Genomic DNA, 26,993 nt, shown 5'->3' with positions numbered 1-26,993 from the left:
AATGCGCTATTTCTTGTACGAGACGCCCATGCCGGCGCGCACGTCGGCCTGGATGCCATAGGGCGCGATCGGGTAGCGCAAACCGTTCTTGGCGAGCTGCTTCATGCCGGCGATCGCCTTCACCAGATAGGCCGGCGGCAGCGCCATCAGCATCTCCTCGTCGGGCACGCCGCCATAGCGGCGCTCGGCGAAGCATGGCAGCGACAGGCTCGGCTCGCCCGTCTTCAGCGCCCGCCCCCACGAATCCGCGCAGGCGGTTTCGCCGACCACGCCCCACTCGAACTTCTTGTAGCCGGTGTACTGCAGCCCGTTGATCAGGATGATCATCTGTCCCGGCGTCGCATAGACGAGGCAGATGTCGGGCGGGTTGAGCCGTCCGCTGGTCAGCGGGCTCACCGCCATCGCCTTGTACTGGCCGCAAGGCACCACGTCGAGCGCCTCCTGGCGCTTGCGCGCGTCTTCGGCGGTGCCATGCCAGACGCCGACATAGTTCTCGCCGGCAAGCCACTTCTCGTCCTGCGGCGCGAGCCCGATCACGGCGCGGCATTGCGCGCCGACCAGATCGTCGCCGGTAATGCCGACGGTCCAGCCGATCCGCGAGGCCATGCTGACGATCTGGTCCGTGGTGTGGACCGCCGATGGACGGCGGATCTTCGGGATCGCCTCCATCTCCTCGACCCGCGCGAACATCTTGATGCCGATGACCGTGGTCTTCAGCCGCAGCAGGTTGTTCAGGTCGGCGACGATTGCGCCGAGGTCGAACTGTTCCGGCGGTGTCTGCTGTTGCATGGCGAAAACTCCCGTGATCGGCGGCTTGGCGCCGCCTGTTGATTTGATGTTAGGATTGGCCGTTGGAGGCGACAAGTGCCTACGCCTCAACGTGCAGCCGGTCCCGGCAACAAATCGTCGGTCTTGCCGGCCAGATGATAGGCCAGAAGCCCGACCCACTCCCGCGTGCCGAGATCGGTGCGTGACAGGCCCTCGATCGCAAGCGTCGCGAAGCTGAAGACATCGCCGACGCGCCAATCGACCGGATAGGCCTCGACATTGAATCCCGCCTTGCGGAACAGCCCGACCGAGCGCGGCATATGGTAGGCCGAGGTGACAAGCAGCCAACGCTCGCCCGGCTTGGGATCGACCAACGCCCTGGAGAATTCGGCGTTCTCCACCGTGTTGCGCGAGCGGCGCTCGATGATCAATCGCGATCTGGCAATGCCGAGCCCCTCGAACATCTCGGCGGCATAGTCGGCTTCGCGCGCATCGTTCGAGATCAGGTTCGCGCTGCCGCCGGTGAACACGAGGCGCGCGTTCGGATATCTGCGCGCGAGCGCCGCCGCCGCGATGACGCGATCGGCCGCGCTGCGCACCACCGGCGTGCCATGCGCAACCGACAGATCGGCATCGATCGAGCCGCCGAGCACGATGATGCCGTCCGGCGCGCCGCGCGAGGCATCCCATGGCGGGAAGCGCTGCTCCAATGTGGAGATCAGGACATTGCCGAGCGGCGAGAAGCCGCAGATCGCGAGCAGCAGCAGCGCGGCCACCATCAACCTGCGGCCGAGGCGCGCAAACCGCGTCAACAGCAGCACGGTGCCGATCACGCCGATACCGATCAGGAAGTTGATCGGCAACAGCATGATGCCGAGCGTCTTGGAGAGCACAAAAAACAAGAGAAGCCCCTGCGAAGTTCTGCTACAGCGTCATACGCTGCTGGGAAACCAATCAAAAGCCGTCACATGACCCATCATCATCTGAAGTCGAGCCCTGAAACCTGCCATTGGGGCTTCTTTGAAGCCAAGCTGAAACCGGTTCTGACCGTTGCGAGCGGCGACGAGATCACGATCGAGACCGTCAGCGGCGGCCCGGACGTGGTGCCCGACCGCGGCAAATTCTACGTTCCGCCGGAGCTCGACGAGATCCATGCGAAGTGCGAGCGGATGGTACCCGGACATATTCTGACCGGCCCGATCGCGGTTGCCGGCGCCGAACCCGGCGACGTGCTCGAGGTCGATATTCTCGACGTTCAGCTGCGACAGGACTGGGGTTACAATCTGATCAAGCCATTGTCCGGCACCCTGCCCGACGATTTCCACGAAACACGCGTCCTCAACATCCCGCTCGATCGCGGGCGCATGGTCGGCCGTATGCCCTGGGGGCTCGATCTGCCGCTCAAGCCGTTCTTCGGCGTGATGGGCGTGTCGCCGCCGCCGGCCTGGGGCCGGATCTCCTCGCTGATCCCGCGCGCGATGGGCGGCAATCTCGACAACAAGGAGCTCGGCGCCGGCGCCAAGCTCTATCTGCCGGTGTTCGTTCCGGGCGCGCTGTTCTCCTGCGGCGACGGCCATGGCGTGCAGGGCGACGGCGAGGTCTGCGTCACCGCGATCGAGACCGCGCTGACTGGCCGCTTCCGCCTCACATTGCGCAAGGATATCAAGCTCGCCTATCCGCGCGCAGAGACCGCGGATCATTACATGACCATGGCGATGGATCCCGATCTCGACCAGTGCGTGGTGCGGGCGCTGCGCGACATGATCGTGCTGCTCGGCGAGAAGCGCAACCTGTCGCGTGAGGATGCCTACACGCTGTGCAGCCTTGCCGCCGACCTGCGCGTGACGCAGACGGTCAACGGCTCCAAGGGCATCCACTGCATGATCGCCAAATCCGTGGTCCACGGCTGAGATCGTCATTCCGGGATGGTCCGAAGGACCAGACCCGGAATCTCGAGACTCCCCGGTGCGCAATTCGCGCACCTGAGGTTCGGCTCGGCGAGCCGCCCCGGAATGACTGAGTGCTATGGCCGCACTTGTGTTCCGCGAGCACGGCTCGATACAATCCCCGTCCCAACGAACAAGAATGGACGGGGACGGATATGCTGAAGGACAGGCTTTCGCCGGCCGACGAGGCTGCGCGCGACAGGGAAATGCAGGAGACGCTCGCGGCATGCCCGCGCATCCTCGACCTCATTGCCCGCGGCCCGCAGGGCGCTCCGGACGCTGAAGCCGCGATCTATCTGCGCTCGCCGCTCGATCCCAACCCGGTCGTGATCTCGAACGATCACTTGATGGGCTGCATCAAGGCCGCTGAAACCTATTTCCGTAAGCACGGCATCGGCAAGGACGACGCGGTGGCTGTCCTGCTCCCGGCGTGCCCCGCGACCGTCGTCGCGATCTTCGGCGCAGCCGCCTGCGGCGTCGCCGAGCCGCTCAATTTGCTGTTCACGCGCGAAGCGATCGTCGCCCAGCTCAATGCGATCCACGCGAAGCTGTTGCTGGCGCCGCCGCCGGGCATGCCAGGCGGGCTCTATGAGAGGGTCGAGGGCCTGCAGCGCGAGGTACCTTCCCTGAAGCACATTGTGATCGTGCCGCTCGACGGCAGCATCGCCTTCGACGGTGAGGTGCTGCGGCCTGATCCCGCCTGGCGCGACGACTACGGCAAGTCCAAGGACATGAGCGAGGCCGACCGCGTCGCCGTGATGCTCCCGACCGGCGGCACCACCGGCCATCCCAAGGTGGCGCGGCTCACCAACCGCGCGATGGTCGCCTCCACCGTATCCTCGCGGATGGCGCTCGATTTCCATCGCGGCGAGCGCGCGATGATCACGATGCCGCTGTTCCATGTCGGCGGCCTTTTCTGCACCACGGCCAATTCCCTGGCGGCCGGCACGACGATGGTCATCCCCGGTCCCGCCGGCGCGCGCGATCCGGCGCTGGTCCGGCACTTCTGGCAGATCATCGAGCAGTACCGCATCAACATCGCCGGCAACGTGCCGACGATACTTGGCGCCCTCGCCGATATCCCGGTCGCGGACAGCGACATCTCGACCCTGCGCGTCACCGCCACCGGCGCCTCGATCTGCCCGCCGGAGATCGAGCGGCGTTATCTTGCGACCTGGGGCGGCCCCTGCATCCAGCAGCTCTACGGCATGACCGAGCTCGCCGGTGCCATCACTCACGATGTGCACGGTGTGAAGCCGCGCGCCGAGAGCGTCGGCACCCGCAATCCGCTGGTCGAACTCGCGATCCTCGACGGCGGCAAGCTCCACACGGGACCGTGGCCTTCGCCGGTCGGCGAACTGCTGACCAGGGGCCCGCAGGTGTTCGCCGGCTATGTCGACAAGAAGCAGACCGAGGAGGCGTTCCGCGACGGTTGGCTGCGCACCGGCGACATCTGCCGGATCGATGCCGACGGCTTCGTCTACATCATGGGCCGCGCCAAGGACGTCATCATCCGCGGCGGCCACAACATCGATCCGCGCGCGATCGAGGACGCCGCGCTGGCGTTTCCGGGCGTGGCGCTTGCCGCGGCCGTCGGACGTCCCGACACCTACGCCGGCGAAGTGCCGATGCTGTTCGTCTCGGCGCAGCCCGGCACCCATATCGATCCGAACGCGCTCGCCGCCTTCGTGCAGGACAACATCCTGGAGCCGCCGGCGCGCCCGCGCGTGGTGTCGGTGATTCCGGAGATGCCGGTGACTCCGGTCGGCAAGATCTTCAAGCCGAAGCTGCGCGAGATCGCCGCCGGCGAGGCCGCGCGCGAGTTGCTGGCGCTGGAAGGATTGTCCGGCGAGGTCACTGTCGACGCGATCACCGACCCGTCGCGCGGACTGTACCTGAGGGTGAGCGCGCCTCCGGACAAGGCCGAGAAGGCTGAGCGGCTTCTCAAGAAGTTCCCGGTCAAGGTCGAGTTACGGCCCTAACACCTTCATCTACCTCAATAATTCGATGACACCCGCGCGCTGGAACTCGCTTCCAGCGCGCTTGGACGCGGCTGGCTGTTTCTTGCCGCCCACGGCTTGACGAACCGCCTCATTCCTAAATAGACTCTAAATAGATACTTTTCAGTACAGGCGTTCGGGGTTAAGCGTTTCACCATGGCTACGGAAAAGGCCGAAACCGACCGCGTCCCGGTCACGCTGGCGCTCTCGACCATCGGATACCTCGAGAAGCTGGTGAGACAGGGCACCCACGGCACGAGCGTCCCGGGCGTCGCACGGACATTGATCGAGGAAGGCATTCGGCTCGCCATCAAGGACGGGTTGCTTGCAATCCGCGACAACGGCCGCACGCCCTGAGAGCATGATCCGGAAAAGTGGAAACCGGTTTTCCGAACAGATCATGCTCAAGAACTAAGGGCGCGTGTGCCGGCGCGGCGGTTCAACACAGAACGTGGAACCGTCAGATGATTGCCATCCAAGAGACCTGGACGCCGGAGCGCGTCGACCAACTCAAGATCTACTTTGAAGCCGGCCTCTCCTGCCGCGACATCGCCGTCAATATCGGCGTCAGCCGCAATGCGGTGATCGGCAAGCTGTCGCGGCTGAACCTCACACGCACGACGCCGGACGAACGTCGGGCGCGGCGCAAGAAATCCGCCGCCCACGCCGCGCAACGGGCGACTGCCAAGCAGCAGCTCCGGTTGCTCCAGGCGGTCTACGAGCAGGAGCCCGACGACGCCCCGATCGTCAGCGCCAACAGCTGCTCGCTGCTCGAGCTGAGCGAGCAGCGCTGCCGCTGGCCGATCAGCACCCCAGGCGCCGATGATTTCTGCTTCTGCGGCAACACACCGCTCGGCGGCATGCCCTATTGCTCAGGGCATTACCGCCTCGCCTATCAAGCGGGATCGCGCCAACGCGCGATGCGCGGATAGCGCTTGAGTGAATCCGTCCCGCACGCGATGCGGGACGGCCGTTCAGCCGACCTTCCACCCGGTCGCTGCCACGAGGTCCTGATAAAACGCCGGCGAGTAGGCCTGTTCCGGCGCCTTGCGCACGCGCTCGTCGAGAAGATGCGCGTCGTCGCCGACCAGGATGCGCCAGCGTTCGGCCTTCACACCGTCGAGGATGACCTTGGCGGCGGCCGCCGCCGAGGTCGGCGCTTCATCGTGGAAGATGCGGGCACGGTCGAGCGCGAGCTGCTGGATGTCGGCGTCCGACATCTTGGCGACATCGATCCCCTGCCCCTGCAGACGCTGACGGGCCTGCTTGAGCTCGTCGGCGTTGAGCTGGTCGGAGCCGTTCTGCACCTTGCGCGAGTTCGACACGATCGAGGTGCCGATGTGACCGGGCATCACGACCGAGCACTTCACATGCGGCGCGTTGAGCCGGAGATCATTGATCATCGCCTCGGTGAATCCCTTCACGGCAAATTTCGCCGCGCTGTAGGCGGTGTGCGACACGCCCATGCCGACCGAGGCCCAGAAGCCGTTGACGCTCGAGGTGTTGACGATGTGCGCCTCGTCGGCCTTCACCAACAGCGGCAGGAAGGTGCGGACGCCGAGATAGACGCCGCCCCAGCAGATGTTGAAGGTGCGCTCCCACTGCTCGCGCGTGTTGGAGAACAGGCTGCCGCCGCCACCGATTCCGGCGTTGTTGAACAGCAGGTGGATCTTGTCGGTCGCCTGCTGCTCGATCAGCTCGTCGCGGAAGCGCTTGTAGTGATCCTCGATCGAGACGTCGGCAACGTGCGTCGTGATGCGCAGGCCCTGCGGCAGCTTCTCGACCTCGCAGAGCCGCTTGGTCTCGGCCATCGCCTCGGCCGAGACGTCGCACATCGCGACATTGCAGCCCTCGGCAACGAGCTGCCGTGCCAGCTCGCGCCCCATGCCCGTGCCGCCACCGGTGATGACGGCAATCTTTCCGGCGAAATCCTTCATGTGAGATCCGTTCCTTCCCTTATTTTTCTTGCCCTGTTCTTCTTTGTTTCGGCCGGAGCGCGGATCGCAGCCCCAACCGCTTGGCTGCGGCACCTTACATCACCGAATTGTCGCCCAGCAACGGCGCCGCCTCACGCGCAAGTGAGCCGCCTGCTGCGGGTTGAGACGGTGGCCGCGTAACGAAATCATTCCGCGTTGCGAACAATCCGACATCGACAATCGGAGACCATGATCGTGCACATCCTGAACAGATTGGTCGCGACAACGCTGATGGCGATCGCGGCCGAAATTTCCACCGCGGCCGCAGCTGCCGAGGTAAAACCAGCGAAGCAGCGCGACAGCACCTTGCACAGATGAACTACGTTGATCGCAATCGGCGCACAGCGCAGCGCGCGGCGTGGCACAGCGTGCGATCGTTATGGGCGAAGCTCTGACAATGCTGCGATCACGTCGCTCGAATTCGAATGCTTGTTCACGAAGCGTGAGACTCACGCGATGATCGCGCGCATCCTGGCCGCAGGCCAAGCCGCGTCATGACGCGGCCCCGTGCTATTCGGCTGTCTCGATGCGCACGGACGCGCGCCGCCGCAGGACGCCGGCACCCGCGCTCAGGGCCAGCTTGAGCAGGCCGCGCCAGGAGAAATCGATGATTACCTCATGGTGCCGCAATCCCTTGCCGCCCTTCACCAGCCCGAGATCCCGGATCAGGCAATAGTGGCCGCTGCTCATGCGCGCCAGGCGGCTGTTCTTGAAGCGTCCCATCAATGGCGAGAATGCACTGCGGATCGATTCCGTCAAATCTTGACGGCATCGAATCGGCAAGGCGACGGCAACCCGCGCCACCATCGTCGCCGCCGGCTGGGCCTTGAATCAAAAACCTCCGGCAGGGCATTGCCGGAGGTTTGGGAGGCTTAGCAGCTAGCTAAGAGCCATCATTCAATGTGTTGGCCGTGGCGTATATAGTTTAGTAGATCAGGTAAGTAAATAAGTCTGCGGCGAATGAATCGCATGGCTCGTCTTCGTCGTTCGCGTGGACCGAATTGACGCAGCGCAGCTCTCCTTAGAATCTTTCGCAAAGAAAAACCCCGGCAGTTCCCTGCCGGGGTTCTGTTGGATCGTGATCAGATCAACCGGAATTACCAGTTGCGCTGAGCGCGGAAGAGCATCTGGACAGTGTCCTGATCCTTCAGCTCGTAGGTCGCGGTCGGCTTGCCGATAGCAGTCGACGACGTCGTGATGATACCGGCATACTTCTGATCGAGGTGCGAGTAGGTCACGTCGGCCGAGAAGGTCAGGTTCTTGACCGGGGTCCAACGGGTGATCACGCCGATCTGCGCGATGTTGTAGTCGGGGTTGCAGGCGGTCACGCCAGCGCCGCCAGCGAATGCGGCACGGAACGAACCACCGACGCCACCAACGCCGCAGATGAGCGACTTAGCCGCGTCGTTGTACGAAACAGCGGCGAACGCACCATACAAGCTGGTGTTCCAGTAGGGATCCCAGTTGTGGGTGTACGCACCGCGCATACCCCAGGTCTTGATGGACTGCTGCTGACCGCCGGGGCCGAACACCGTGTCGGGTGCCGTACCGAAGCCAACGCTGCCATAGACGCCCGGCAGGCTCGAACCGCCGAAGATGGCGATCGCGCCGGCCTGGCTGGCCAGTTCCTGGATGTTGTAACGGGTCGCACCGTCGGTGTAGACGCCCTGGATGTTGATGGTGTCACCGGGTCCGGTCGGGATGTTCTTGATCGACAGGGCCAACGCACCAGCCCAACCCCACTTGTCGTCGGGATGACCGGTCAACTCGGTGCCGCCATAGTAGGCAGCGTGGTTGTCATGCGCGGCGACCGACGCCTGGAAGATACCCCAAGCCTGGTCGACCTTGAGCGAAGCGACGAAGTCCGGAGCGATCGTGCCGGCGTAGTCGCTGGAGCCGTAGGCACCACCGACGCCGAGGTTGTTCACGCCAGCCTGCATGTAGGCAACCTGGTCCTGCGCCGACAGAGCCAGCGACACGCCGTTGCCGAACTGCGCGGTGTAGGTGAACTGGTTGATGCCGTTGGTGGTGTTCACGCCACCGACGAGTGCGTCGTAGTTGTTGCCCGGATAACCGTTCCAGGGGGCAGCGAACTGCGAAACCGCCTTACCCATCGTGAAGCCGGCGAACTGGATGAAGGCGTAGTAGACGCCGACCGTACCGGCAGCCACGTTGCCCGAACCTGCGTTGTTCGGCGCAGAAGACGAGCCGATCGCCGAGTACACGGTCGAGCCGTTGCCCTGGCCGGCATAGGTGTCGGAGGTCCAGGTGAACACCGCATCGAAATAGGTGCGGACCACGCCGTATTCGGTCGCGGTGCGCGTATCGATGTTGAAGTCTTCACGCGAACGCCAGGTGTAGCCGTTCGTGAAACGGTTGTTGGCACCGCTGGCGCCGTTGTAGTTCGCGCCGTACACGCTGTTGCCGTTCACCACGACGTCAGCACGCACATAGCCGCCCAGCTTGATGCAGGTGTCGGTGCCGGGGATGTAGTAGAAGCCCGGACCGTAAAGCGAGCAAACCTTCACGTACTCGACCGCTTTGGCCTTGACGGGAAGATCGGCCGCCTGTGCCCCGCCGACCGCGACCAGCGCAGCCGTCGAGCCCAGGATAAGGCTCTTCAAATTCATATTAAACCTCCAAGTTGCTCATATGCGGAGAGTCCGAGGCCGCGAGCGCCCCGTGATCCTCCCGCATTGTCCAAGACCGTTTTCCCCAAACCCCGCACCCTCAGATCAATCTGTGGTGTGCGACGGACTTGAACGATCACCGCAACGGGACGATCGAGATTCCCCTACCGCCGGGTTCAATATGCATTGGCGAGTTCGCCAATCAAAATAGTTTATAAAGTCAGGAATGCGAATGCGGCCACACTGTGTCTCGCCGGCAACGCTGCCTGTAAGCCCTTTGCCTACCTGAGAAAACTTGTCACATCCCAAATAGTCCAACCGTCACACGACCATCATAATTACTTTACGTTCACTTGCGTTCGTTGGCGGCTTGCGGGAAAAAACCTACTGCAGCGCGGAAAACAAGAAATAAATCAGCACAAAGCTGAGTCGGCGCCCGAGGGAAGAGGAAGCTGTGTCAGTGACAAGGAAGGATTCGACGCGCCAGCGCGCCATCGAACATCTCGACATCATCAAGCGGTTCACGCTCGAGATTTCGGCCATCAACTCGCATCTGGAGCGCGTCCGTCAGTTCTGGGGCAAGTCGCTTGGCGTCAGCGGTCCGCAATGGATGATTCTCATCGCGATCTCGGATCTCGACAAGGATGACGGCGTGCCGATCAACGTGGTGTCGAAGCTGCTGCACGTCGATCCGTCGTTCGTGACCACGCAGTCCAAGCTGCTCGAGCAGAAGGAGCTGCTGCGGCGCGCGCCCTCCCCGGCCGATGCGCGCGTGGTGCGGCTGTCGCTGACCGACAAGACCAAAAGGCACCTCGCAGGCCTCGCCGAACAGCACAAGGCGTTCAAGAAAACCGTGTTCGAGGAGTTCAGCGAGGCTGAGCTGGCCGAGTTCACGGCCAAGCTTTCGATGCTTACCAACCGCCTGGAAAAGGCCTGCCTGATTGTTGCGATGGAGGCCGAGGCCTGAGGCGACCGGCTCTGCAGCAGACGGGACGACTGGCAACCGGCACGATCGCGCCGCTCACCTCGCGAAGCGTTGGAAGCGGAGACTTATCGGTGTCCGCGCCCCGGCGACTGGAACGCCAGGAAGGCGAGAACGCTCAGCAGCGCAGCCCAGACCAGAAAGTGTTCAGCAATCATGTTGGCCCCCCATTTGCCCCTCAATGGAAAGCATGAAACGGGCCAAGCCGCGGTCGATCCGTGAACGGGCTATGGAAAAGGAGCCCCGGCGCTGACGGCCGGGGCCCCGAAAAACTTACAGTGTAACTATCTGGACCTGGTCGAGCTGCCTCCGGTCATCCCGCTGCCCGACCCCGTCGTCTGACCAGGGGCGTAGCCAGAGGCCCCTGGGCTCCCGGCTTTCGATCCTCGTGCCTGCATCTCGTGCCCGGGTGCATAGCCCGAAGCGCCGTGACTTCCTTTCTTGGAGCCCTTCTTTTGCATCTCGTGTCCAGGTGATTTGCTCGAAACGCCCTGTGCAAAAGCAACCGGGGTGGAAGCCATCAGGCATGCCGCGGAAAGGACGATGATTGCGTGCTTCATTTTGTCCTCCAAAATGCGCCCCGCGACTAACCGCCTGAAATCAGTGGCGTTCCATGAACGATTGTTCATCGACAACGACAGCCGCCGATGCGATCGGCTTGGTGCTGCCTCTTCAACGAGCGTTTGCTCGATATTAACGACAGCGTGTTGGCTTCCGCGCACAGCTTTCCGCGACTGGCGAACAGCATTGGCAACCAATCGCAAGCCGACGGCGAGCGATGCGCGCCCGCTTCAAGCCACACCGAACGAATTTTGAGAAAAATGGTCGGAGCGAGAGGATTTGAACCTCCGACCCCTAGTCTCCCAGACTAGTGCGCTAACCGGGCTGCGCCACGCTCCGATGCCGTTCCATTAGCTGCGATCCTGCGTTCGCGCAAGGCGGGGCAGGCTCTCAAAGACTGTATTCCGAGGCCGGTTCCCTTGGCAGGTTTCCTCGGCAGGCTTCCTTGCCTCAGCCGTCCTTCATCGCCGCGTCGATCATCTGTCGGCAGGCGACCAGCTCCTGCAGCACGCGTTCGAGCCGCTCCCGATCGACTGACGGAACGGAGGGACGAACCGGCAGCGCGGCGGGCGCCTTGCCCGGCTGGGCGTGCGCCTTGTAGGTCGACAGGATCGGATCCTCGTCGGGATCGACGAATCGGTAGTCGATCCCCTTCTCGTCGCCATCACCCTCCTCGCCGTCGAAATCGAGGCCGTCGCTGCTCTCGAGGTCGTCGGGCTCGGCCATGCTGTTGCCGACGGCTTCCTCGACCGCGCCGAACGAGACCGCCGCGGTCTGGTCGGCGATGCCCTGCACCGATTTGATGCCGTGCTCCTTCAGGATCCGCTGCACACCGCGGATGGTGTAGCCCTCGCCGTACAGCAGCCGGCGGATGCCCTTGAGCAGGTCGACGTCGTCGGGGCGATAATAGCGGCGTCCGCCGCTGCGCTTCATCGGCTTGATCTGCGCGAAGCGCGTTTCCCAGAATCTCAGCACATGCTGGGGAATATCGAGTTCATCAGCGACCTCGCTGATGGTACGGAACGCATCCGGCGCCTTGTCCAAATGCCCGCTCCTTTGAGCTCAATGCCTGGAGCCTTTCCGTTCCGATTGAATCGGAACGGGGCTCCGGATTCTAGGTTTGCCGCGCTTTCTTCACGCGAACCGGGTATCCACTTCGCTTGAAAACGCTCTAGTCGGCCTTGCTGCCGTCGCCATTGGTGACGACATGGCCATTGATCCGCTGCTTCAGGATCGCCGACGGCTTGAACACCATCACCCGCCGCGGCGAAATCGGCACCTCGGTGCCGGTCTTCGGATTACGGCCGATACGCTGGCCCTTCTTGCGCACCATGAAGGAGCCGAACGAGGACAGCTTCACCGTCTCGCCCTTTTCCAGGCAATCGGTGATCTCCTTCAGCACCAACTCGACAAATGCCGACGATTCCGTGCGCGACAGACCCACCTTTTGGTAGACCGCCTCACACAAATCGACGCGCGTAACTGTTTTTCCGGTTCCCGTGGTCATCGCCTGCCCCGCACTCTCGGCGAACAATTTCTTGACTGAAATTAAAAGCTTAGCGCGCAATGGTCAACAGCGACCAGCGCCCAGGCGCAGGAAAGATACCGGCAACCTGTCGATACTGTTTGGCGATACGCTACCAGCGCACGAGCGCCGAGCCCCAGGTGAAGCCGCCGCCCATCGCCTCGAACAGCACCAGATCGCCCTTCTTGACGCGCCCGTCCTTCACGGCGACCGACAGCGCGAGCGGGATCGAGGCCGCCGACGTGTTGCCGTGCTTGTCGACCGTCAGGACCACCTTCTGCGGCGCAATATGGAGCTTGTGCGCCGACGCATCGATGATTCGCTTGTTGGCCTGGTGCGGGATGAACCAGGTGATGTCCTCGGCGGTAAAGCCGGTGGCGTTGAAGGCGTCGACGATCACGTCGGTGATCATGCCGACGGCGTGCTTGAACACCTCGCGGCCCTCCATCCGGAGATACCCGACCGTCCTGGTCGAGCCGGGCCCGCCATCGACGAACAGCTTCGCCTTGTGGCGGCCGTCGGAGCGCAGATGCGTCGTCAACACGCCGGGGTCGCTGGTGGTGCCGGAATGCTGCTGCGCCTCCAGCACGACCGCGCCGGCGCCGTCGCCGAACAGCACGCAGGTGCCGCGGTCGTTCCAGTCGAGGATGCGTGAGAAGGTCTCGGCACCGATCACCAGCGCCCGCTTGTGGGTGCCGGCGCGCAGGAAATTATCGGCGGTGGCCAGCGCGAAGACGAAGCCGGAGCAGACCGCCTGCAGGTCGAAGGCGACGCCATGGTTGATGCCGAGCCCGTGCTGGACGGCGACCGCGGTGGCGGGAAAGGTGTTGTCGGGCGTCGAGGTCGCGAGCACGATCAGGTCGATCGACTGCGCATCGACTTGCGCGTGGGCGAGCGCGGCCTGCGCCGCCTTGATCGCCAGATGCGAGGTGAATTCGTCGTCGGCCGCGATGTGGCGCTCGCTGATGCCGGTGCGCTGCACGATCCAGTCATCCGACGTGTCGATCCGGGTGGCCAGTTCGGCATTGGTCAAAACCCGCTCCGGCAAATATGAGCCGCAGCCGAGCACTACCGAACGTATAGCAGTCACGAGACAGCCTCCTGCGCGGTCTGCGCCTGCACCAGCGCACTGCCGTCGCGATTAAGCATCTGATTGATCTTGGTGAGGAGATCGAAGTGGGCCATCTCATAGCCAACATCCACCGCATAGGCAAAGCCTTCCGCGTTGGTGCCGCCATGGCTCTTGACCACGACGCCCTTCAGGCCGAGCAGCAGGCCGCCATTCGACTTGTTGGGATCGAGCTTGTCGCGCAGCTTCTGGAACGCGCCGCGGGCCAGCAAATAGCCGATCCGCGCTAGCCAGCTAGATGACATGGCCTCGCGCAGCAGCGTGAACATCTGGCGCGCGGTTCCTTCGGCGGCCTTGAGCGCAATGTTGCCGCTGAAACCTTCCGACACGATGACGTCGGCGAGGCCCTTGCCGATCGCGTCGCCCTCGACGAAGCCGATATAGTTGAACTGAGTCGAGTTCATCGCACGCAGCATCTCCGCCGCCTCGCGGATTTCCCCGTGCCCCTTCATCTCCTCGGACCCGATGTTGAGCAGGCCGACGGTCGGCCGTTCGAGGTTGAACAGCACGCTCGCCATGGCGCTGCCCATCACCGCCAGCGTCGCCAGATGGCGGGCGTCGCCGCCGATCGTGGCGCCGAGGTCGAGCACGACAGAGTCGCCGCGCAGCGTCGGCCACACCGCCGCAAGCGCCGGGCGGTCGACACCGGGGAGCGTCCGCAGATTGAGGCTGCCCATCGCCATCAGCGCGCCGCTGTTGCCGGCGGAGACCGCAACGTCGGCCTCGCCATGCTTCACGGCGTCGATCGCGAGCCACATCGAGGACGCCCTTCGGGTCCGCCGCAGCGCCTGGCTCGGCTTCTCATCGTTCTTCACGGCGACGTCGGTATGGATCACTTTCGATACCGCCTTCAGTGCCGGATGCTTGGCGAGCTCCGGCTCGATCTGGGCCCGGTCCCCGACCAGCAGGAATTCGCTGTCGGGATGACGGCTTAACGAGATCGCGGCGCCGGGAATGACGACGGAAGCGCCGACATCGCCCCCCATGGCGTCAAGCGCTATTCGAACCTTTTGAGGCATGAACGTCCCGGAAGCCTGCTTTCCCGCAGCCTTCAGACGAAGACCGCGAGCTTGAAGTCACCGCCGTCAACGGCGCGCGGCGAAACACCAACTCGCGTCCCGGCCGGGACGCGACAATAGCGTGTCCTCGGTCCGACACAACCTCTTGACCGCAAATGAGGCAGCTGCCGAACCGTCACGCAACACATCGGAGCATACCAGAAATACATTGTATTTCAATGTATTGTGACACGTATTTGAAGTAACTAGGAACACCGCTCGCGCAAGCTTGCAGGCAAGCCATCCCCGCAAATGTGGCGCCAGGCGCCCTCAACTTCCCTTGGGCTTCTTGCCGTCCGGCTTTTCCGTCAGCGCCTTCAGCGCCGCGAAAGGATGATTTTCCGGGTCAGGCGCTTCAGCCTTCTGTTCAAAGACCGCATCCACCTTGCGCGGATACGGGTCTATGCCGAGAAACAGCGCATCGGTGGCAAGCCGGCCGATATCGATGAAGCCGCCGACGATCGGCTCCGGCGGGTCCGGCGTTTCCTCATCGCTGTCGTCGGCGTCGTCGACCAGGTCGGCCATTTGCGGGATCTGCTCGGGCGGCGCGAACACCACATCGATCGGCTCATCGATCTCGTTCTCGATCGGATCGAGCGTCACCACGCAGGTCTGCCCGATCCTGGCCTTAACTCTGCCGGTGACGTGGTAGCTGCCGTCGCGCTTGGGCTGCAGGTCGAACTCTGCACGCGCGGAGACGACTTCCCGCAACTCGGCAACTTCGGCCATCGCCTTGCGCGCCGCCTCGTCGGCCGCGATCTCGCGATGCAGGCCGGTCTCCGGAATCTGCGCGATGTTGACCAGGACCCGCCAGGGGTCGCGGTCGCGCCGTGCATCGGGCTGCCCTGTGCCGCCGCCGCTCATGCCGCCGTCCCCGCAGGCTGTGGTACCGGAAAGCGCCACGCGCCCTTGGCCAACGCCGCGAGATCGGCGCGCGCCATCTCTTCGATCGCCTCCCTGGCATAGGCGGCGAGCTCGCGGGCCTTGTCGATGTTCTGACCGTTGAGGATGTTCTTGCAGAACGACTCGGCCAAGGCCGCCTCGCTGTCGGTCAGCGCCAGATCATAGGCCGCGGTGCGGCCGTAGAAGGCTTCACCGAACGCCTGCATGCGCTTCGGCACCGTGAGGTCGCCGACGCCCATTTCGCGCAGATTGTCGTCCATATCGATGCAGAAATGATCAAACAGGGCCTGGGACAGCGCGACGCCGCCCTCGACGGATTTCAGTCGCCGCAGCACCAGCCACAGATGCATGAGAAGCAGGTCAAAACGGCCGTTAACCGTGTCCGGAACGCCCAAGTCACGGTAAAACAACGGTTCTCGCGCCTGCGTCACGATCATGCCATAGATGGTCTCAATGGTGCTGCGCGCGGGCACCCGGGGTCTTCTGAAGTGATTGAACGGCCAAAGCATGACGGGTTCCGGCTGCCGGTCCCCAAAGGGTCGCCTGTTGAGAGGTCGCCCATTGGAGCTCGGCATGATTGCAATCCATTGAGCTGCCCGGTACGTCAATGCCTCGGCCGATGCAAGGGGACGGATCAGTTCCGCCGATGAACCACACTCTTTCACGACAGTCTCGCGCCGCTTCCGCGCGCGGGTTCTTTTCGCGTCTCCGCGCCGTCGCGGCGATTGGCCTCGTCTGCGCCGCACTCGGCGGCTGCGCCGGGGAACAATTCCAGAAGGGCTACATCCTGCCGGAGGGGGCGCTCGAGCAGATCCCGATCGGCGCGAGCCAGGACCAGGTGCTCATCGTGCTCGGCACGCCCTCGACGGTCGCAACGCTGGACGGCGAGGTGTTTTATTACATCTCGCAACGGACCTCCCGCCCGGTCGCCTTCATGAATCAGCGGGTGATCGACCAGCGCGTGATCGCGGTCTATTTCGACAAGAACCGGCAGGTGCGCCGACTGGCCAATTACGGCCTGAAGGACGGCAAGATCTTCGACTTCGTCAGCCGGTCCACGCCGACGTCGGGCCAGGAAATGTCCTACCTGACACCGCTCTTCAAGCTGCTGAGCTTCAACTAGAGCGTTTTCGAGCGAAGTGGGGGGCTCCGGTTCGCGTGAGACAACGCGTCAAACCGGAGTCCAGAGCATAAGCCGCTGCGCCAAGTTGTCGCTTGCCCGAGGGGCAAGCGGTCCCCTAGTTTGCTCGCAAACAAGAGCCTGAGCAGGGGGTAAACGCATGACAGCCAAGAGATTTTCCCGTCGTACGGTATTGTCGGGCACGGCCGCATTGACGGCCGCGGCGATCCTGCCGCGCGCGAGCCTCGGCGCCGGTGACTGGCGGCCGACCGAGACCGTCCGCATCGTCGTGCCGGCGGCGGCCGGCGGCTCGACCGACGTGATGGGGCGGCTGCTCGCGGCGCATTTGCAGCCGCTCTGGGGCCAGTCGGTGGTGGTCGAGAATCGCTCCGGTGCCGGCGGCACCATCGGCACATCCGAGGTCGCGCGCGCCAAGGGCGACGGCCACACCATCCTGATCGGCAATCCCGGCCCCAACGCGATCGCCTACAGCATCTTCCGCAACCTGACCTACAAGGCCGACCAGTTGCAGCCGGTCTCCAACATGATCCGGATCCCGAACATCGTGTCGGCGCATCCGTCGACCGGCCTCAAGTCGATCCCCGAATTGATCGCCTTTCTGAAGAAGAATCCGGACAAGCTCACCTACGGCTCGTCCGGTACCGGACAGAGCCCTCACCTCACCGGCGCCTGGTTCCTGCAACTCACCGGGTTGAAGATGACGCACGTGCCGTTCCGCGGCGCCGGTCCCGCATTGCAGGCCGGGCTCGCCGGCGACATCCAGATCCTGTTCGACAATCTCTATCCGTCGCTGCCGCAGGTGCAGGACGGCAAGCTCAACGGCCTCTGTGTCACCACGCCGGAGCGTAGCGATTCCGCACCGAACCTGCCGACGATGCGCGAGGGCGCGCCGGAACTGGCAAAGTTCGACGTCTCGTCCTGGTTCGGCGTGTTCCTGCCGAAGACCGCGCCCGCCCCGGTGCTCGACGAGTTGAACCGCCAAGTCAAGGCGATGCTGGAGCGCGACGACGTCAAGAAGAACATCGCCGGCATGGGCGCGCGCGCCGACTACGGCACGCCCCAGCAATTCTCCGATTTCGTCGATGCCGAGACGAAGAAGTTCGCGGCGATCATCGAGAAGGAAGGGTTGCAGATGGAGGTCAAGTAACAGCCGCCGTCACGACGTTTCCTGAGCACGTTGCGGCCAACGCTACGAAGACTTGTTGATCTTCTTGACCTTGGCGTCGGTCGCTTCAATCGACATCGCCAGTTCCATGATCGCCTTCGAGAGCAGCTCGATGGCCTCCTTCTGATCCTGCGATTTGGAGGCGCGGAGCGCGTAGTTCCGTGCGGATGAGAGCGACATCGATTGATCTCCGTGTTGTTCGCGTCTGGTTCAAAAATAAAACCCCGCGGCTTTCACCGCGGGGCCTCGTTTCAGTCGTGTCCGCCGCTCAGTGCGCCAGGATCGCCAGCAGCAGCAGCGCCACGATGTTGGTGATCTTGATCATCGGGTTCACCGCCGGGCCCGCCGTATCCTTGTAGGGATCGCCGACGGTATCGCCGGTCACCGCGGACTTGTGGGCGTCAGAGCCCTTGCCGCCGTAGTGGCCGTCCTCGATGTACTTCTTTGCGTTGTCCCACGCGCCGCCGCCCGAGGTCATCGAGATCGCGACGAACAGGCCGGTGACGATGACGCCGAGCAACATGGCGCCGACCGCGGAGAAAGCGGCCGACTTACCGGCTGCGCCACCGCCCGCGATCGCGTAGATCAGGAAGTAGACCACGATCGGCGACAGAACCGGAAGCAGCGACGGGATGATCATCTCCTTGATCGCCGCCCGGGTCAGCAGGTCGACCGCCTTGCCGTAGTCCGGCTTGTCGGTACCCTGCATGATGCCGGGCTTCTCGCGGAACTGACGGCGCACTTCCTCGACGATCGCGCCGGCGGCGCGACCGACCGCGGTCATACCCATCGCACCGAACAGATATGGCAGCAGGCCGCCGAACAGCAGGCCGACCACGACGTAAGGATTGTTCAGGGAGAAGTCCGGGTTGACGCCCTTGAAGTAGGCATGGGCATTGGAGTCGCTGATGAAGAATTTGAGGTCCTGATTATAGGCCGCAAACAGCACCAGCGCACCGAGACCGGCGGAGCCGATCGCGTAGCCTTTGGTCACCGCCTTGGTGGTGTTGCCGACCGCGTCGAGCGCGTCGGTCGACTTGCGCACCTCCTTCGGCAGCCCCGCCATCTCGGCGATGCCGCCGGCGTTGTCGGTAACCGGGCCGAAGGCGTCGAGCGCGACGATCATGCCGGCCAGCGCCAGCATGGTGGCGGTCGCGATCGCGATGCCGAACAGGCCGGCAAGGCTGTAGGTGACGAGGATGCCGGCGATGATCACGATCGCGGGCAGCGCGGTCGCTTCCATCGAGACCGCGAGGCCCTGGATCACGTTGGTGCCGTGACCGGTGACCGAGGCCGAGGCGATCGACTTCACCGGGCGATAGTCGGTGCCGGTGTAGTATTCGGTGATCCAGATGATCAGGCCGGTGACGACGAGACCGACCACGCCACACCAGAACAGCGCCATGCCGGTATAGTCGACGCCGTCGAGCTTGCCGAAGCCGACCAGCCAATTGATCACGAGCGCGACGCCGACCAGCGACAGGATGCCGGTGGCGATCAGGCCCTTGTAGAGGGCGCCCATGATGGACTGGCTGGCACCGAGCTTGACGAAGAAGGTGCCGATGATCGAGGTGATGATGCAGATGCCGCCGATCGCGAGCGGCAGCGTCATCATGTTCACCAGGATCGGCGTCTTGGCGAAGAAGATCGCCGCGAGCACCATGGTGGCGACCGCGGTCACCGCATAGGTCTCGAACAGGTCCGCCGCCATGCCGGCGCAGTCGCCGACATTGTCGCCGACATTGTCGGCGATGGTGGCCGGGTTACGCGGATCGTCCTCGGGGATACCGGCCTCGACCTTGCCGACGAGGTCGCCGCCGACGTCCGCACCCTTGGTGAAGATGCCGCCGCCGAGACGGGCGAAGATCGAGATCAGCGAGGCGCCGAAGCCGAGCGCCACCATGGCGTCGACCACGGTGCGGCTGCCCGCTTCCAGACCCATGAACTTGACCAGGATCATGAAATAGATGGTGACGCCGAGCAGCGCGAGCCCCGCAACCAGCATGCCGGTGATCGCGCCCGCCTTGAAGGCGAGTTCGAGGCCGCCGGCGAGCGAGGTGGTTGCCGCCTGCGCGGTGCGGACGTTGGCGCGCACCGAGACGTTCATGCCGATGAAGCCGGCAGCCCCCGACAGGATGGCGCCGATCGCAAAGCCGATCGCCACCGGCAGGCCCAGGAAGTAGGCCAGCACCACGAAGATCACGATACCGACCATGCCGATCGTGGTGTACTGCCGCCGCAGATAGGCCTGTGCGCCCTCGCGCACCGCGGCCGCGATTTCCTGCATGCGCGGATTACCCGCATCCGCGTTCAAGACCGACTGCGTCGCCCAGATCGCGTAGACGATGGAAAGCGCCCCGCAGAGCACAATCAACCATAAAGCTGTCATGTTGCCTCAGATCCTTGATGTAACCCCCGCGCCTTCTTGTGCCGCTAGGGGGCGGCAGGCGCTTATTTTGCGAGGACAATCCTCCCCAAAAACGGATTGCCTCAAATCGGGCGCGACCTTGCCAAAATCGTTACCGCTGTGCAACGCCACCCGTGGCCGAAAACGCCGATATCGGCAGCTATTTAGAAGGAAAATCGGCGCGATCAGGCGCGGGAAGTCCAGAGCTGCTTCCGTTCCGACGCGTTTTCTTAACGCGAACCGGTGCCCGCTTCGCTCGAAAACGCTCTAGAAATGGCTGTAGGACAGCCGCCTCAGCTTCAGTTCCCGCCCCTGCCCGTCGAGGAAGCTTGGTGGCGACAAGCCTGCGATCAGGCCGCCGATTGCGGTCACCGCGACCTTGGCCTGCCGTGCGTCGCGCAGAAACGCGTCGACATGATCGCTCGGGACCGCGCACAAGAGCTCGTAATCATCACCGCCGGCCACCAAGGTCTCGATACCGATCGCCCGGCGCGCGAGCAGCCCTGCGGCCGCGGACGACAACGGGATGCTCGGCACGTTGATCACGCCCGCCACACCACTGGCTGCGCAAAGCTTGGTCAGATCGCCGGCAAGACCGTCGGACACATCCATCGCGGCGCTGGCGTGGGTGCGGACGGCCGTGGCCAAGGCGTTGCGCGGCTGCGGAACACGGTAACGGGCGGCAAGAAAATCCCGCCCGACGACATCGTCCGCCAGAGCCGCGGCGACCGGGCCACCCCGGAGCACATCGAGGCCGAGCGCGGCGTCTCCGATCGTGCCGGTGACGAACACACAGTCGCCCGCCTGTGCTCCCGCGCGATGCACCATCGTGCCCTGCGGCACCCGGCCGAACGCAGTGATCGAGATCATCAGCGGCCCCGGTGTCGAGACCGTGTCGCCGCCGAGCAGCGGGCAGCCGAAATGCGCGGCGTCCTCGCCGAGCGCCCGGGCAAACGGCTTCAGCCAGGCCTCCTCGGCGCCGCGCAGCGCCAGCGTCAGCACGAAGCCCGCCGGCACCGCGCCCTTGGCGGCGATGTCGGAGAGGTTCACCCGCAGCGCCTTGCGCGCCAGCGTGTCGGGCGGATCATCGCCGAGGAAATGCACGCCCTCGACGATGGCGTCCGTGGTGACCACGATGTCCTCGCCGGCCGCCCTCAGCGCGGCGGCGTCATCGTCGAGCCCGAACGCACCCGGATCGGTCGCGAGCGGCTTGAAATAGCGCGCGATCAGGGAGTCTTCGCCGGAGGTATGTTTGCTTGCTTGGGTCATCAACCCGTCATCCTGAGGTGCGAGCAAAGCGAGCCTCGAAGGATGCACGGCCCCGATGCGACCGTAGCGCCACGCCGTCGCCCTTCGAGGCCTCCGCTTCGCTACGGCACCTCAGGGTGACGGCTACGGAGGTGGGCGGCATCGCGGCACCTAGCTCCGCACAAACTCGTCGCCGCGGAACTGGCGCGCGATCTGGTCGAGCACGGCGTTGACCATGCCGGTTTCGTCCTTCTCAACGAAGGCATGCGCGACGTCGACATATTCGGAGACCACCACGCGGCCCGGCACGTCTTTGCGGTGCTCGAGCTCGTAGGAGCCTGCCCGCAGCACCGCGCGCAGGATGGCGTCGATCCGCTTCAGCGGCCAGCCCTTCGACAGTGCCTCGTCGATCAAAGGATCGAGCCGGGCCTGGTCGCGCACCACGCCGGAGACCACGTCGCGGAAGAACGCGGCTTCCGCCGGCAAATATTTCTCGCCCTCGACCTCGTTGCCGAGCCAGTGGCTCTCGAACTCGGCGAAGATGTCGTTGATGCCGGCGCCGCCGATGTCCATCTGATAGAGCGCCTGCACCGCCGCGAGCCGTGCCGCGCCGCGGCGGTTGGCTTTTCTGTCGGGGGCTTTCGCGGGCTTCTTGTTGTCTGCCATGGTCAGGCCTTTGCCAGGCGGCGTTTGATCCGCAGCATCGCCAGCGCCGCACGCGCCGCGTCGCCGCCCTTGTTGAGTTCGCTGGCGCGCGCCCGCGCCCAGGCCTGCGCCTCGGTGTTGACGGTGAGGATGCCGTTGCCGAGCGGGAATTTCCGGCTGATGGCCAAATCCATCAATCCGCGCGAGGACTCCTGCGAGACGATCTCGAAATGGATGGTGTCGCCGCGCACCACGCAGCCGAGCGCGATCGCCGCGTCATACGGCTTGCCGTTCGCTTCAGCCGCATCGATCGCGATCGCAATCGCCGCCGGAATCTCCAGCGCGCCCGGCACCGTGATCACGTCGTGCGTCGCACCCGCGGCCTTGATCTCGGCCAACGCGCCTTCCAGCAGCGCGTCCTGGATGTCGTCATAGAACCGCGCCTCGACGATCAGCACGCGTGCGCCGGTAATGTCGGTCTGGTCCTTCAGGGGTGCGCGCCGCGCGTCAGCCATCTACGTATCCATTTCATATTGTTGACATTTACCGATAACGTTGGATGTCAACGTTTCGCGAGTTTGTAGTCGCCCCGACGACTGAAGCCAAGCACGAATGCCTCAGGCACTGTCATTCCGGGATGGTCCGAAGGACCAGACCGCAGGTGCACAATAGTGCACCGGGGAATCTCGAGATTCCGGGTTCGATGCTTCGCATCGCCCCGGAATGACTGCCGCTTGACGGCTATGCCGTCATTTCATCTCCGACAGCCGCGCCGCGTAGCGGGCCATCAGATCGACCTCGATATTGACCTCGCTGCCGGCCTTCCAGGCGCTCAGGGTCGTCACGGAAAGCGTGTGCGGGATGATCAGCACCGAAAAGCTGACGTCGCCGACCGTATTCACGGTCAGCGACACGCCGTCCAGCGTGACCGATCCCTTCGCCGCGATGAAACGCGCCAGTTCGCGGCTGGTTCGCAGCTCGAAGCGCGCCATGTCGGGCAGGTCGTCGCGCTTGACGATGGTGGCGATGCCATCGGCATGCCCGGCCACGATGTGACCGCCGAGTTCGTCGCCGATCTTGAGCGCGCGCTCGAGATTGAGCCGGCCGCCCTGCGCCCAATGCTTGGCGGTGGTCATGCCGAGCGTCTCGGCCGCCGCATCGACATCGAACCAGGTCTTGCCATCGGCGGTGCCGGAGGCGACGACGGTGAGGCAGACGCCGTTGCAGGCGATCGAGGCGCCGTTGGCGATCGTGGTCTGGTCGTAGTCGCAGGCAATCCGCATGCGATGCAGTTGCCCCTGCGCCACCTGCTTCAGGCTGGTGATCTCACCGATATCGGTGACAATTCCCGTGAACACAACAAACCTCTTACTCTTCGTCATGGCCGGGCTTCACCCGGCCATCCACGACTTACTTCACTGCTGGCGACCAAGACGTGGATGCCCGGGTCAAGCCCGGGCATGACGACTTAGGATCGATCGTAGATAGTCAAAACATCTTTGGCCAAGGCTTCGCTAGCACGAAGCCGGAAGGCGGGCGACTGCGTGATTGCGTCGAGCGGCATTGCGTCCAGCGCGGGAACACCACCGGCACCGATCGCATCGGGTCCGCGCAACAGCCAGATCTCGTCGACAAGGCCGGCTGCCACGAAAGAATTTGCCACGCGCGATCCGCCCTCGACCAGCAGCCGCGAAATCCCCCTCTCCGCCAGCGCATGCAGGACGGACGGCAGATCGAGACCATCAGGCGCGCTGGCGGCGATGCGGATCACCTGCGCGCCGGCGGCGCCGAGCTTCACCGCGGCAGGCGCCTCCGCCATGTCGGAGGTCATCACCCAGAGCGGCGTCTCGCGCGCCGAATGCACCAGGCGGCTGTCGCCAGAAATCCGCAGCGCGCGGTCCAGCACCAGGCGCACTGGCGAGCGCGCCGCCATCCCCGGTAACCGGCAGGTCAAGAGCGGATCGTCGGCCTTGACCGTGCCGATGCCGACCAGGATCGCATCGCTCTGCGCGCGCAGCAGATGCACCCGGGTCCGCGCGGCCTCTCCGGTGATCGTAACCGGCTTATGGCCGCTGGCAGCGATCTTGTCGTCGGCGGACACCGCGAGCTTGAGGATCACATGCGGGCGCTTGTCGCGGATACGGCGGAAGTGCCCGGCATGGTCGCGCGCGGCCTCTTCCGCGCACAGCCCGACATCGACCGCGATGCCTGCGGCACGCAGCCTGGCGTGCCCCTGCCCCGCGACTTCCGGATTGGGATCCTCGATCGCCGAGACGACGCGGGCGAGCCCGGCCGCCACCACGGCGTCCGCACAAGGCGGCGAGCGGCCGAAATGCGAGCAGGGTTCGAGCGTCACGTAGAGCGTGGCGCCGCGCGCGGCATCGCCGGCGCGCCTGAGTGCCTCGACCTCGGCATGCGGCCGGCCGCCTGCTTGCGTCCAGCCGCGGCCGACGATCACGCCGTCCTTGATGATGACGGCGCCGACCGCCGGATTGGGCCAGGTGCGCCCGAGCCCGCGCCGGCCAAGCGCCAGCGCCAGCTGCATGAAGCGCAGATCGGCCGCCTTTGCCGCTTCCTTGGCCTCTTTGGCCTTCTGCGCGAACTGGTCTTCCAGAATGCGGAAGATCATTTGCGTAGCGTCGCGAGCCGCGGGTCCTCTTCGCCGGTCAATTCGTCGAGCACGGCCTCGAAGTCCTTGGCCTCGCGGAAATTGCGGTAGACCGAGGCGAAGCGCACATAGGCGACGTCGTCGAGCTGGCGCAGATGCTCCATCACGATCTCGCCGATCGCCTCAGAGGAGACCTCGGCCTCGCCGCCGCTTTCGAGCTCGCGCACGATGGTGGACACCATCTTCTCCACCCGCTCGGATTCCACCGGGCGCTTGCGCAAGGAGATCTGCAGCGAGCGCACCAGCTTGTCGCGGTCGAACGGCACGCGGCGGCCGTTGCGCTTGATGACGGTCAGTTCGCGCAGCTGCACCCGCTCGAAGGTCGTGAAGCGGAAGTTGCAGGCCATGCAGACGCGACGCCTGCGAATGACCGCGGAGTCCTCGGTCGGACGCGAGTCCTTGACCTGCGTGTCGAGAGAATTGCAGCTCGGGCAGCGCATCCGACGGGACCTCTAGCAACGACCTTTTACTGATAGATCGGGAAGCGATCGGTCAGCGCCTTGACGCGCTCCTTGATCGCGGCCTCGACCAGCGGCGCCTTGCCGTCCGGCGACTGCGCCAGCGCGTTCAGCACTTCCGCGATCATGCCGCCGACCTGCTTGAACTCGGCGACGCCGAAGCCGCGCGTGGTCGCCGCCGGCGTACCGAGCCGCAGGCCGGAGGTGACGAACGGCTTTTCGGGATCGAACGGGATACCGTTCTTGTTGCAGGTGATGGCGGCGCGCACCAGCGCCTTCTCGGAGATGTTGCCCTTCAGGCCCTTCGGCCTGAGGTCGACCAGCATCAGATGGTTGTCGGTGCCGCCCGAGACGATGTCGAGGCCATGGCCGCGCAGCGTCTCCGCCAGCGCCTTGGCGTTCTCGACCACGTTCTTGGCGTAGACCTTGAAGTCCGGCCGCAGCGCTTCTGCGAACGCCACCGCCTTGGCGGCGATGACGTGCATCAGCGGACCGCCCTGCAGGCCCGGGAAGATCGCCGAGTTCAGCTTCTTGGCCAGCGTCTCGTCATTGGTGAGGATCAGGCCGCCGCGCGGGCCGCGCAACGACTTGTGCGTCGTCGTAGTGGTGACGTGGGCGTGCGGCACCGGCGAGGCATGCACGCCGCCGGCGACGAGGCCCGCGAAATGCGCCATGTCGACCAGCAGATACGCGCCGACGGAATCCGCGATCTCGCGGAAGCGCTTGAAGTCCCAGGCGCGCGAATAGGCCGAGCCGCCCGCGATGATCAGCTTCGGCTTGACCTGCTCGGCCAGCTTCTGCACCTCGTCCATGTCGATGATCTGGTCCTCGCGGCGCACGGTGTAGTGCGCGGCCTTGAACCACTTGCCTGACATGTTGACCGGCGAACCATGGGTGAGATGGCCGCCGGCCGCGAGGTCGAGGCCCATGAAGGTGTCGCCTGGTTGCAGCAGCGCCAGAAACGCCGCCTGATTCATCTGGCTGCCGGAGTTCGGCTGGACGTTGGCGAAGCCGGCGCCGAACAGCTTCTTGGCGCGCTCGATCGCCAGCGTCTCGGCGACGTCGACCCACTCGCAACCGCCGTAGTAGCGCGCGCCCGGATAACCCTCCGCATATTTGTTAGTCATCACCGAGCCCTGCGCCTCTAGCACGGCGCGGCTGACGATGTTTTCCGAGGCGATCAGCTCGATCTCATGACGCTGCCGGCCGAGCTCGCCCTTGATCGCGGCGGCGATCTCGGGATCGGCCTGGGCGAGGGTTGCGGTGAAGAAGGAATCGGGCGCGGAAGCGGTCTTGCTGGACGAGGTCATCGGCGAAATATCTCCACCGCCGCAAGCCTTTAGGCAGGATGCGGACGGTCACGAGTGGCGGTCGAAGCTGGTTTCAGAGCGTTATCACATCGCCCCAAAATGGCCAAGCGGTTGCGGTCCCTGCCGGTCAATTATGCCAGATATGGTGGGGATGGCGGGGATTGCCAGCCGGCCGGACGGCCGCCCCCGCCACCCGGTTCCCGCCGCGCGGCCAGCAGGGCTGTGGCAGCCGCCGAGTGGAACTCACTCCCCTTCCCGACCGCGCGGGGACCGCGGACGAGACAACTATCGCCTCGAGGTTTCAACGCGTTGCTCGCGCAACCGCGCGACATCGGACTCGCTTGATCATGTCGCGCGCGATCGCGATGCATCGACCCACGAGATGACGAGCCAATTTTTGAATCGTTCGATTTTTGAATCGTTCAACACCGGATCGATTCAAGGCTCTCACGCGATGCGTGCAATTGCGCGTC

Annotated in this window: 28 protein-coding genes and 1 tRNA gene; 8 read left to right on the top strand and 21 right to left on the bottom strand. The window is 64.5% G+C overall.

What is annotated here, in order from left to right:
- Positions 1-6: 6 nt before the first annotated feature.
- Positions 7-789, bottom strand: a complete 783-nt coding sequence (locus J2R76_RS05550; RefSeq protein WP_253623805.1) for a DUF169 domain-containing protein — start codon at positions 787-789, stop codon at positions 7-9.
- 86 nt (positions 790-875) lie between these two features.
- Positions 876-1,670, bottom strand: a complete 795-nt coding sequence (locus J2R76_RS05545) for a YdcF family protein (RefSeq protein WP_141341064.1) — start codon at positions 1,668-1,670, stop codon at positions 876-878.
- A gap of 66 nt (positions 1,671-1,736) precedes the next feature.
- On the opposite strand from J2R76_RS05545, the gene J2R76_RS05540 reads away from it, so the two are divergent.
- The 4 genes from J2R76_RS05540 (at position 1,737) to J2R76_RS05525 (ending at position 5,646) form a co-directional block, all read left to right on the top strand.
- Positions 1,737-2,678 (top strand): acetamidase/formamidase family protein, encoded by a 942-nt coding sequence (locus J2R76_RS05540; RefSeq protein WP_141341065.1) that lies wholly within the window; start codon positions 1,737-1,739, stop codon positions 2,676-2,678.
- Between the two features lie 191 nt (positions 2,679-2,869).
- The gene (locus J2R76_RS05535; RefSeq protein ID WP_168855930.1) at positions 2,870-4,696 is read left to right on the top strand and encodes an AMP-binding protein; all 1,827 of its coding nucleotides are present in this window, start codon (positions 2,870-2,872) and stop codon (positions 4,694-4,696) included.
- A 174-nt stretch (positions 4,697-4,870) separates the two neighbouring features.
- Entirely contained in the window at positions 4,871-5,071 is a 201-nt protein-coding gene (locus tag J2R76_RS05530) for a hypothetical protein (protein ID WP_016844973.1), read from the top strand.
- Positions 5,072-5,178: 107 nt separating this feature from the next.
- Positions 5,179-5,646 (top strand): GcrA family cell cycle regulator, encoded by a 468-nt coding sequence (locus tag J2R76_RS05525; protein WP_141341067.1) that lies wholly within the window; start codon positions 5,179-5,181, stop codon positions 5,644-5,646.
- Positions 5,647-5,688: 42 nt separating this feature from the next.
- On the opposite strand, the gene J2R76_RS05520 is transcribed toward J2R76_RS05525, so the two are convergent.
- The gene (locus tag J2R76_RS05520; protein ID WP_141341068.1) at positions 5,689-6,651 is read right to left on the bottom strand and encodes an SDR family oxidoreductase; all 963 of its coding nucleotides are present in this window, start codon (positions 6,649-6,651) and stop codon (positions 5,689-5,691) included.
- Between the two features lie 228 nt (positions 6,652-6,879).
- Between J2R76_RS05520 and J2R76_RS40575 the strand changes: the two genes are divergently transcribed.
- Positions 6,880-7,008, top strand: a complete 129-nt coding sequence (locus J2R76_RS40575; RefSeq protein WP_256520399.1) for a hypothetical protein — start codon at positions 6,880-6,882, stop codon at positions 7,006-7,008.
- Positions 7,009-7,200: 192 nt separating this feature from the next.
- Here the strand turns inward: J2R76_RS40575 and J2R76_RS40930 are convergent, their stop codons facing one another.
- Positions 7,201-7,497: a hypothetical protein gene (locus J2R76_RS40930; RefSeq protein ID WP_141341069.1), complete on the bottom strand. Its 297-nt coding sequence runs from the start codon at positions 7,495-7,497 to the stop codon at positions 7,201-7,203.
- 290 nt (positions 7,498-7,787) lie between these two features.
- Positions 7,788-9,320: a porin gene (locus J2R76_RS05510; RefSeq protein WP_057020678.1), complete on the bottom strand. Its 1,533-nt coding sequence runs from the start codon at positions 9,318-9,320 to the stop codon at positions 7,788-7,790.
- Positions 9,321-9,774: 454 nt separating this feature from the next.
- On the opposite strand from J2R76_RS05510, the gene J2R76_RS05505 reads away from it, so the two are divergent.
- Entirely contained in the window at positions 9,775-10,287 is a 513-nt protein-coding gene (locus tag J2R76_RS05505) for a MarR family winged helix-turn-helix transcriptional regulator (protein ID WP_168855931.1), read from the top strand.
- An 837-nt stretch (positions 10,288-11,124) separates the two neighbouring features.
- Here the strand turns inward: J2R76_RS05505 and J2R76_RS05500 are convergent.
- The 7 genes from J2R76_RS05500 to J2R76_RS05470 all read right to left on the bottom strand — a co-directional run bounded on the left by J2R76_RS05500 (position 11,125) and on the right by J2R76_RS05470 (position 15,987).
- A tRNA-Pro gene (locus J2R76_RS05500) sits at positions 11,125-11,202 on the bottom strand.
- A 111-nt stretch (positions 11,203-11,313) separates the two neighbouring features.
- Complete coding sequence (locus tag J2R76_RS05495; protein WP_253623804.1) at positions 11,314-11,907, bottom strand: MerR family transcriptional regulator; 594 nt, start codon at positions 11,905-11,907, stop codon at positions 11,314-11,316.
- Between the two features lie 127 nt (positions 11,908-12,034).
- Positions 12,035-12,370 carry an integration host factor subunit alpha gene (locus tag J2R76_RS05490; RefSeq protein ID WP_035631661.1) on the bottom strand — a complete coding sequence of 112 codons (336 nt, stop codon included), beginning with the start codon at positions 12,368-12,370 and terminating at the stop codon, positions 12,035-12,037.
- A 130-nt stretch (positions 12,371-12,500) separates the two neighbouring features.
- Positions 12,501-13,478, bottom strand: coding sequence for a beta-ketoacyl-ACP synthase III (locus J2R76_RS05485; protein WP_057020717.1), 978 nt, complete (start codon positions 13,476-13,478; stop codon positions 12,501-12,503).
- Positions 13,475-14,536 carry a phosphate acyltransferase PlsX gene (plsX, locus tag J2R76_RS05480; RefSeq protein ID WP_076834353.1) on the bottom strand — a complete coding sequence of 354 codons (1,062 nt, stop codon included), beginning with the start codon at positions 14,534-14,536 and terminating at the stop codon, positions 13,475-13,477. Before plsX ends, J2R76_RS05485 begins: the two co-directional genes overlap by 4 nt.
- A gap of 309 nt (positions 14,537-14,845) precedes the next feature.
- On the bottom strand, positions 14,846-15,439 hold the full coding sequence (locus J2R76_RS05475; RefSeq protein WP_141341071.1) for a DUF177 domain-containing protein: 594 nt from the start codon (positions 15,437-15,439) through the stop codon (positions 14,846-14,848).
- Positions 15,436-15,987 carry a ubiquinol-cytochrome C chaperone family protein gene (locus tag J2R76_RS05470; RefSeq protein ID WP_141341072.1) on the bottom strand — a complete coding sequence of 184 codons (552 nt, stop codon included), beginning with the start codon at positions 15,985-15,987 and terminating at the stop codon, positions 15,436-15,438. Before J2R76_RS05470 ends, J2R76_RS05475 begins: the two co-directional genes overlap by 4 nt.
- A gap of 137 nt (positions 15,988-16,124) precedes the next feature.
- Here J2R76_RS05470 and J2R76_RS05465 point away from each other — a divergent pair, with 137 nt between their 5' ends.
- Positions 16,125-16,601, top strand: coding sequence for an outer membrane protein assembly factor BamE (locus tag J2R76_RS05465; protein ID WP_018271914.1), 477 nt, complete (start codon positions 16,125-16,127; stop codon positions 16,599-16,601).
- A gap of 157 nt (positions 16,602-16,758) precedes the next feature.
- A complete protein-coding gene (locus J2R76_RS05460) occupies positions 16,759-17,766 on the top strand; it encodes a tripartite tricarboxylate transporter substrate binding protein (RefSeq protein ID WP_141341073.1) in 1,008 nt (335 codons plus the stop codon).
- A gap of 42 nt (positions 17,767-17,808) precedes the next feature.
- Here the strand turns inward: J2R76_RS05460 and J2R76_RS05455 are convergent, their stop codons facing one another.
- From J2R76_RS05455 to glyA, 9 genes are all read right to left on the bottom strand, one after another.
- Positions 17,809-17,964 (bottom strand): hypothetical protein, encoded by a 156-nt coding sequence (locus J2R76_RS05455; protein ID WP_167350400.1) that lies wholly within the window; start codon positions 17,962-17,964, stop codon positions 17,809-17,811.
- Between the two features lie 88 nt (positions 17,965-18,052).
- Entirely contained in the window at positions 18,053-20,173 is a 2,121-nt protein-coding gene (locus J2R76_RS05450) for a sodium-translocating pyrophosphatase (protein ID WP_076834360.1), read from the bottom strand.
- 285 nt (positions 20,174-20,458) lie between these two features.
- Positions 20,459-21,460 carry a thiamine-phosphate kinase gene (thiL, locus tag J2R76_RS05445; protein WP_168855937.1) on the bottom strand — a complete coding sequence of 334 codons (1,002 nt, stop codon included), beginning with the start codon at positions 21,458-21,460 and terminating at the stop codon, positions 20,459-20,461.
- A gap of 150 nt (positions 21,461-21,610) precedes the next feature.
- The gene (nusB, locus tag J2R76_RS05440; protein ID WP_016844994.1) at positions 21,611-22,105 is read right to left on the bottom strand and encodes a transcription antitermination factor NusB; all 495 of its coding nucleotides are present in this window, start codon (positions 22,103-22,105) and stop codon (positions 21,611-21,613) included.
- A 2-nt stretch (positions 22,106-22,107) separates the two neighbouring features.
- Entirely contained in the window at positions 22,108-22,599 is a 492-nt protein-coding gene (ribH, locus tag J2R76_RS05435; protein ID WP_076834363.1) for a 6,7-dimethyl-8-ribityllumazine synthase, read from the bottom strand.
- A 234-nt stretch (positions 22,600-22,833) separates the two neighbouring features.
- Positions 22,834-23,442, bottom strand: coding sequence for a riboflavin synthase (locus tag J2R76_RS05430; protein ID WP_168855964.1), 609 nt, complete (start codon positions 23,440-23,442; stop codon positions 22,834-22,836).
- Positions 23,443-23,552: 110 nt separating this feature from the next.
- On the bottom strand, positions 23,553-24,713 hold the full coding sequence (ribD, locus tag J2R76_RS05425; RefSeq protein ID WP_253623803.1) for a bifunctional diaminohydroxyphosphoribosylaminopyrimidine deaminase/5-amino-6-(5-phosphoribosylamino)uracil reductase RibD: 1,161 nt from the start codon (positions 24,711-24,713) through the stop codon (positions 23,553-23,555).
- Entirely contained in the window at positions 24,710-25,192 is a 483-nt protein-coding gene (nrdR, locus tag J2R76_RS05420) for a transcriptional regulator NrdR (RefSeq protein WP_016844999.1), read from the bottom strand. The genes ribD and nrdR overlap by 4 nt, the downstream gene beginning before the upstream one ends.
- 26 nt (positions 25,193-25,218) lie before the next feature.
- On the bottom strand, positions 25,219-26,520 hold the full coding sequence (gene glyA / locus J2R76_RS05415; RefSeq protein ID WP_057020726.1) for a serine hydroxymethyltransferase: 1,302 nt from the start codon (positions 26,518-26,520) through the stop codon (positions 25,219-25,221).
- Positions 26,521-26,993: the final 473 nt, after the last annotated feature.

Origin of the sequence: Bradyrhizobium sp. USDA 4532 (assembly GCF_024171315.1) — a bacterium.
GTDB classification, from domain to species: domain Bacteria; phylum Pseudomonadota; class Alphaproteobacteria; order Rhizobiales; family Xanthobacteraceae; genus Bradyrhizobium; species Bradyrhizobium australafricanum.
This window is presented reverse-complemented; position numbering and strand designations above follow the sequence as displayed.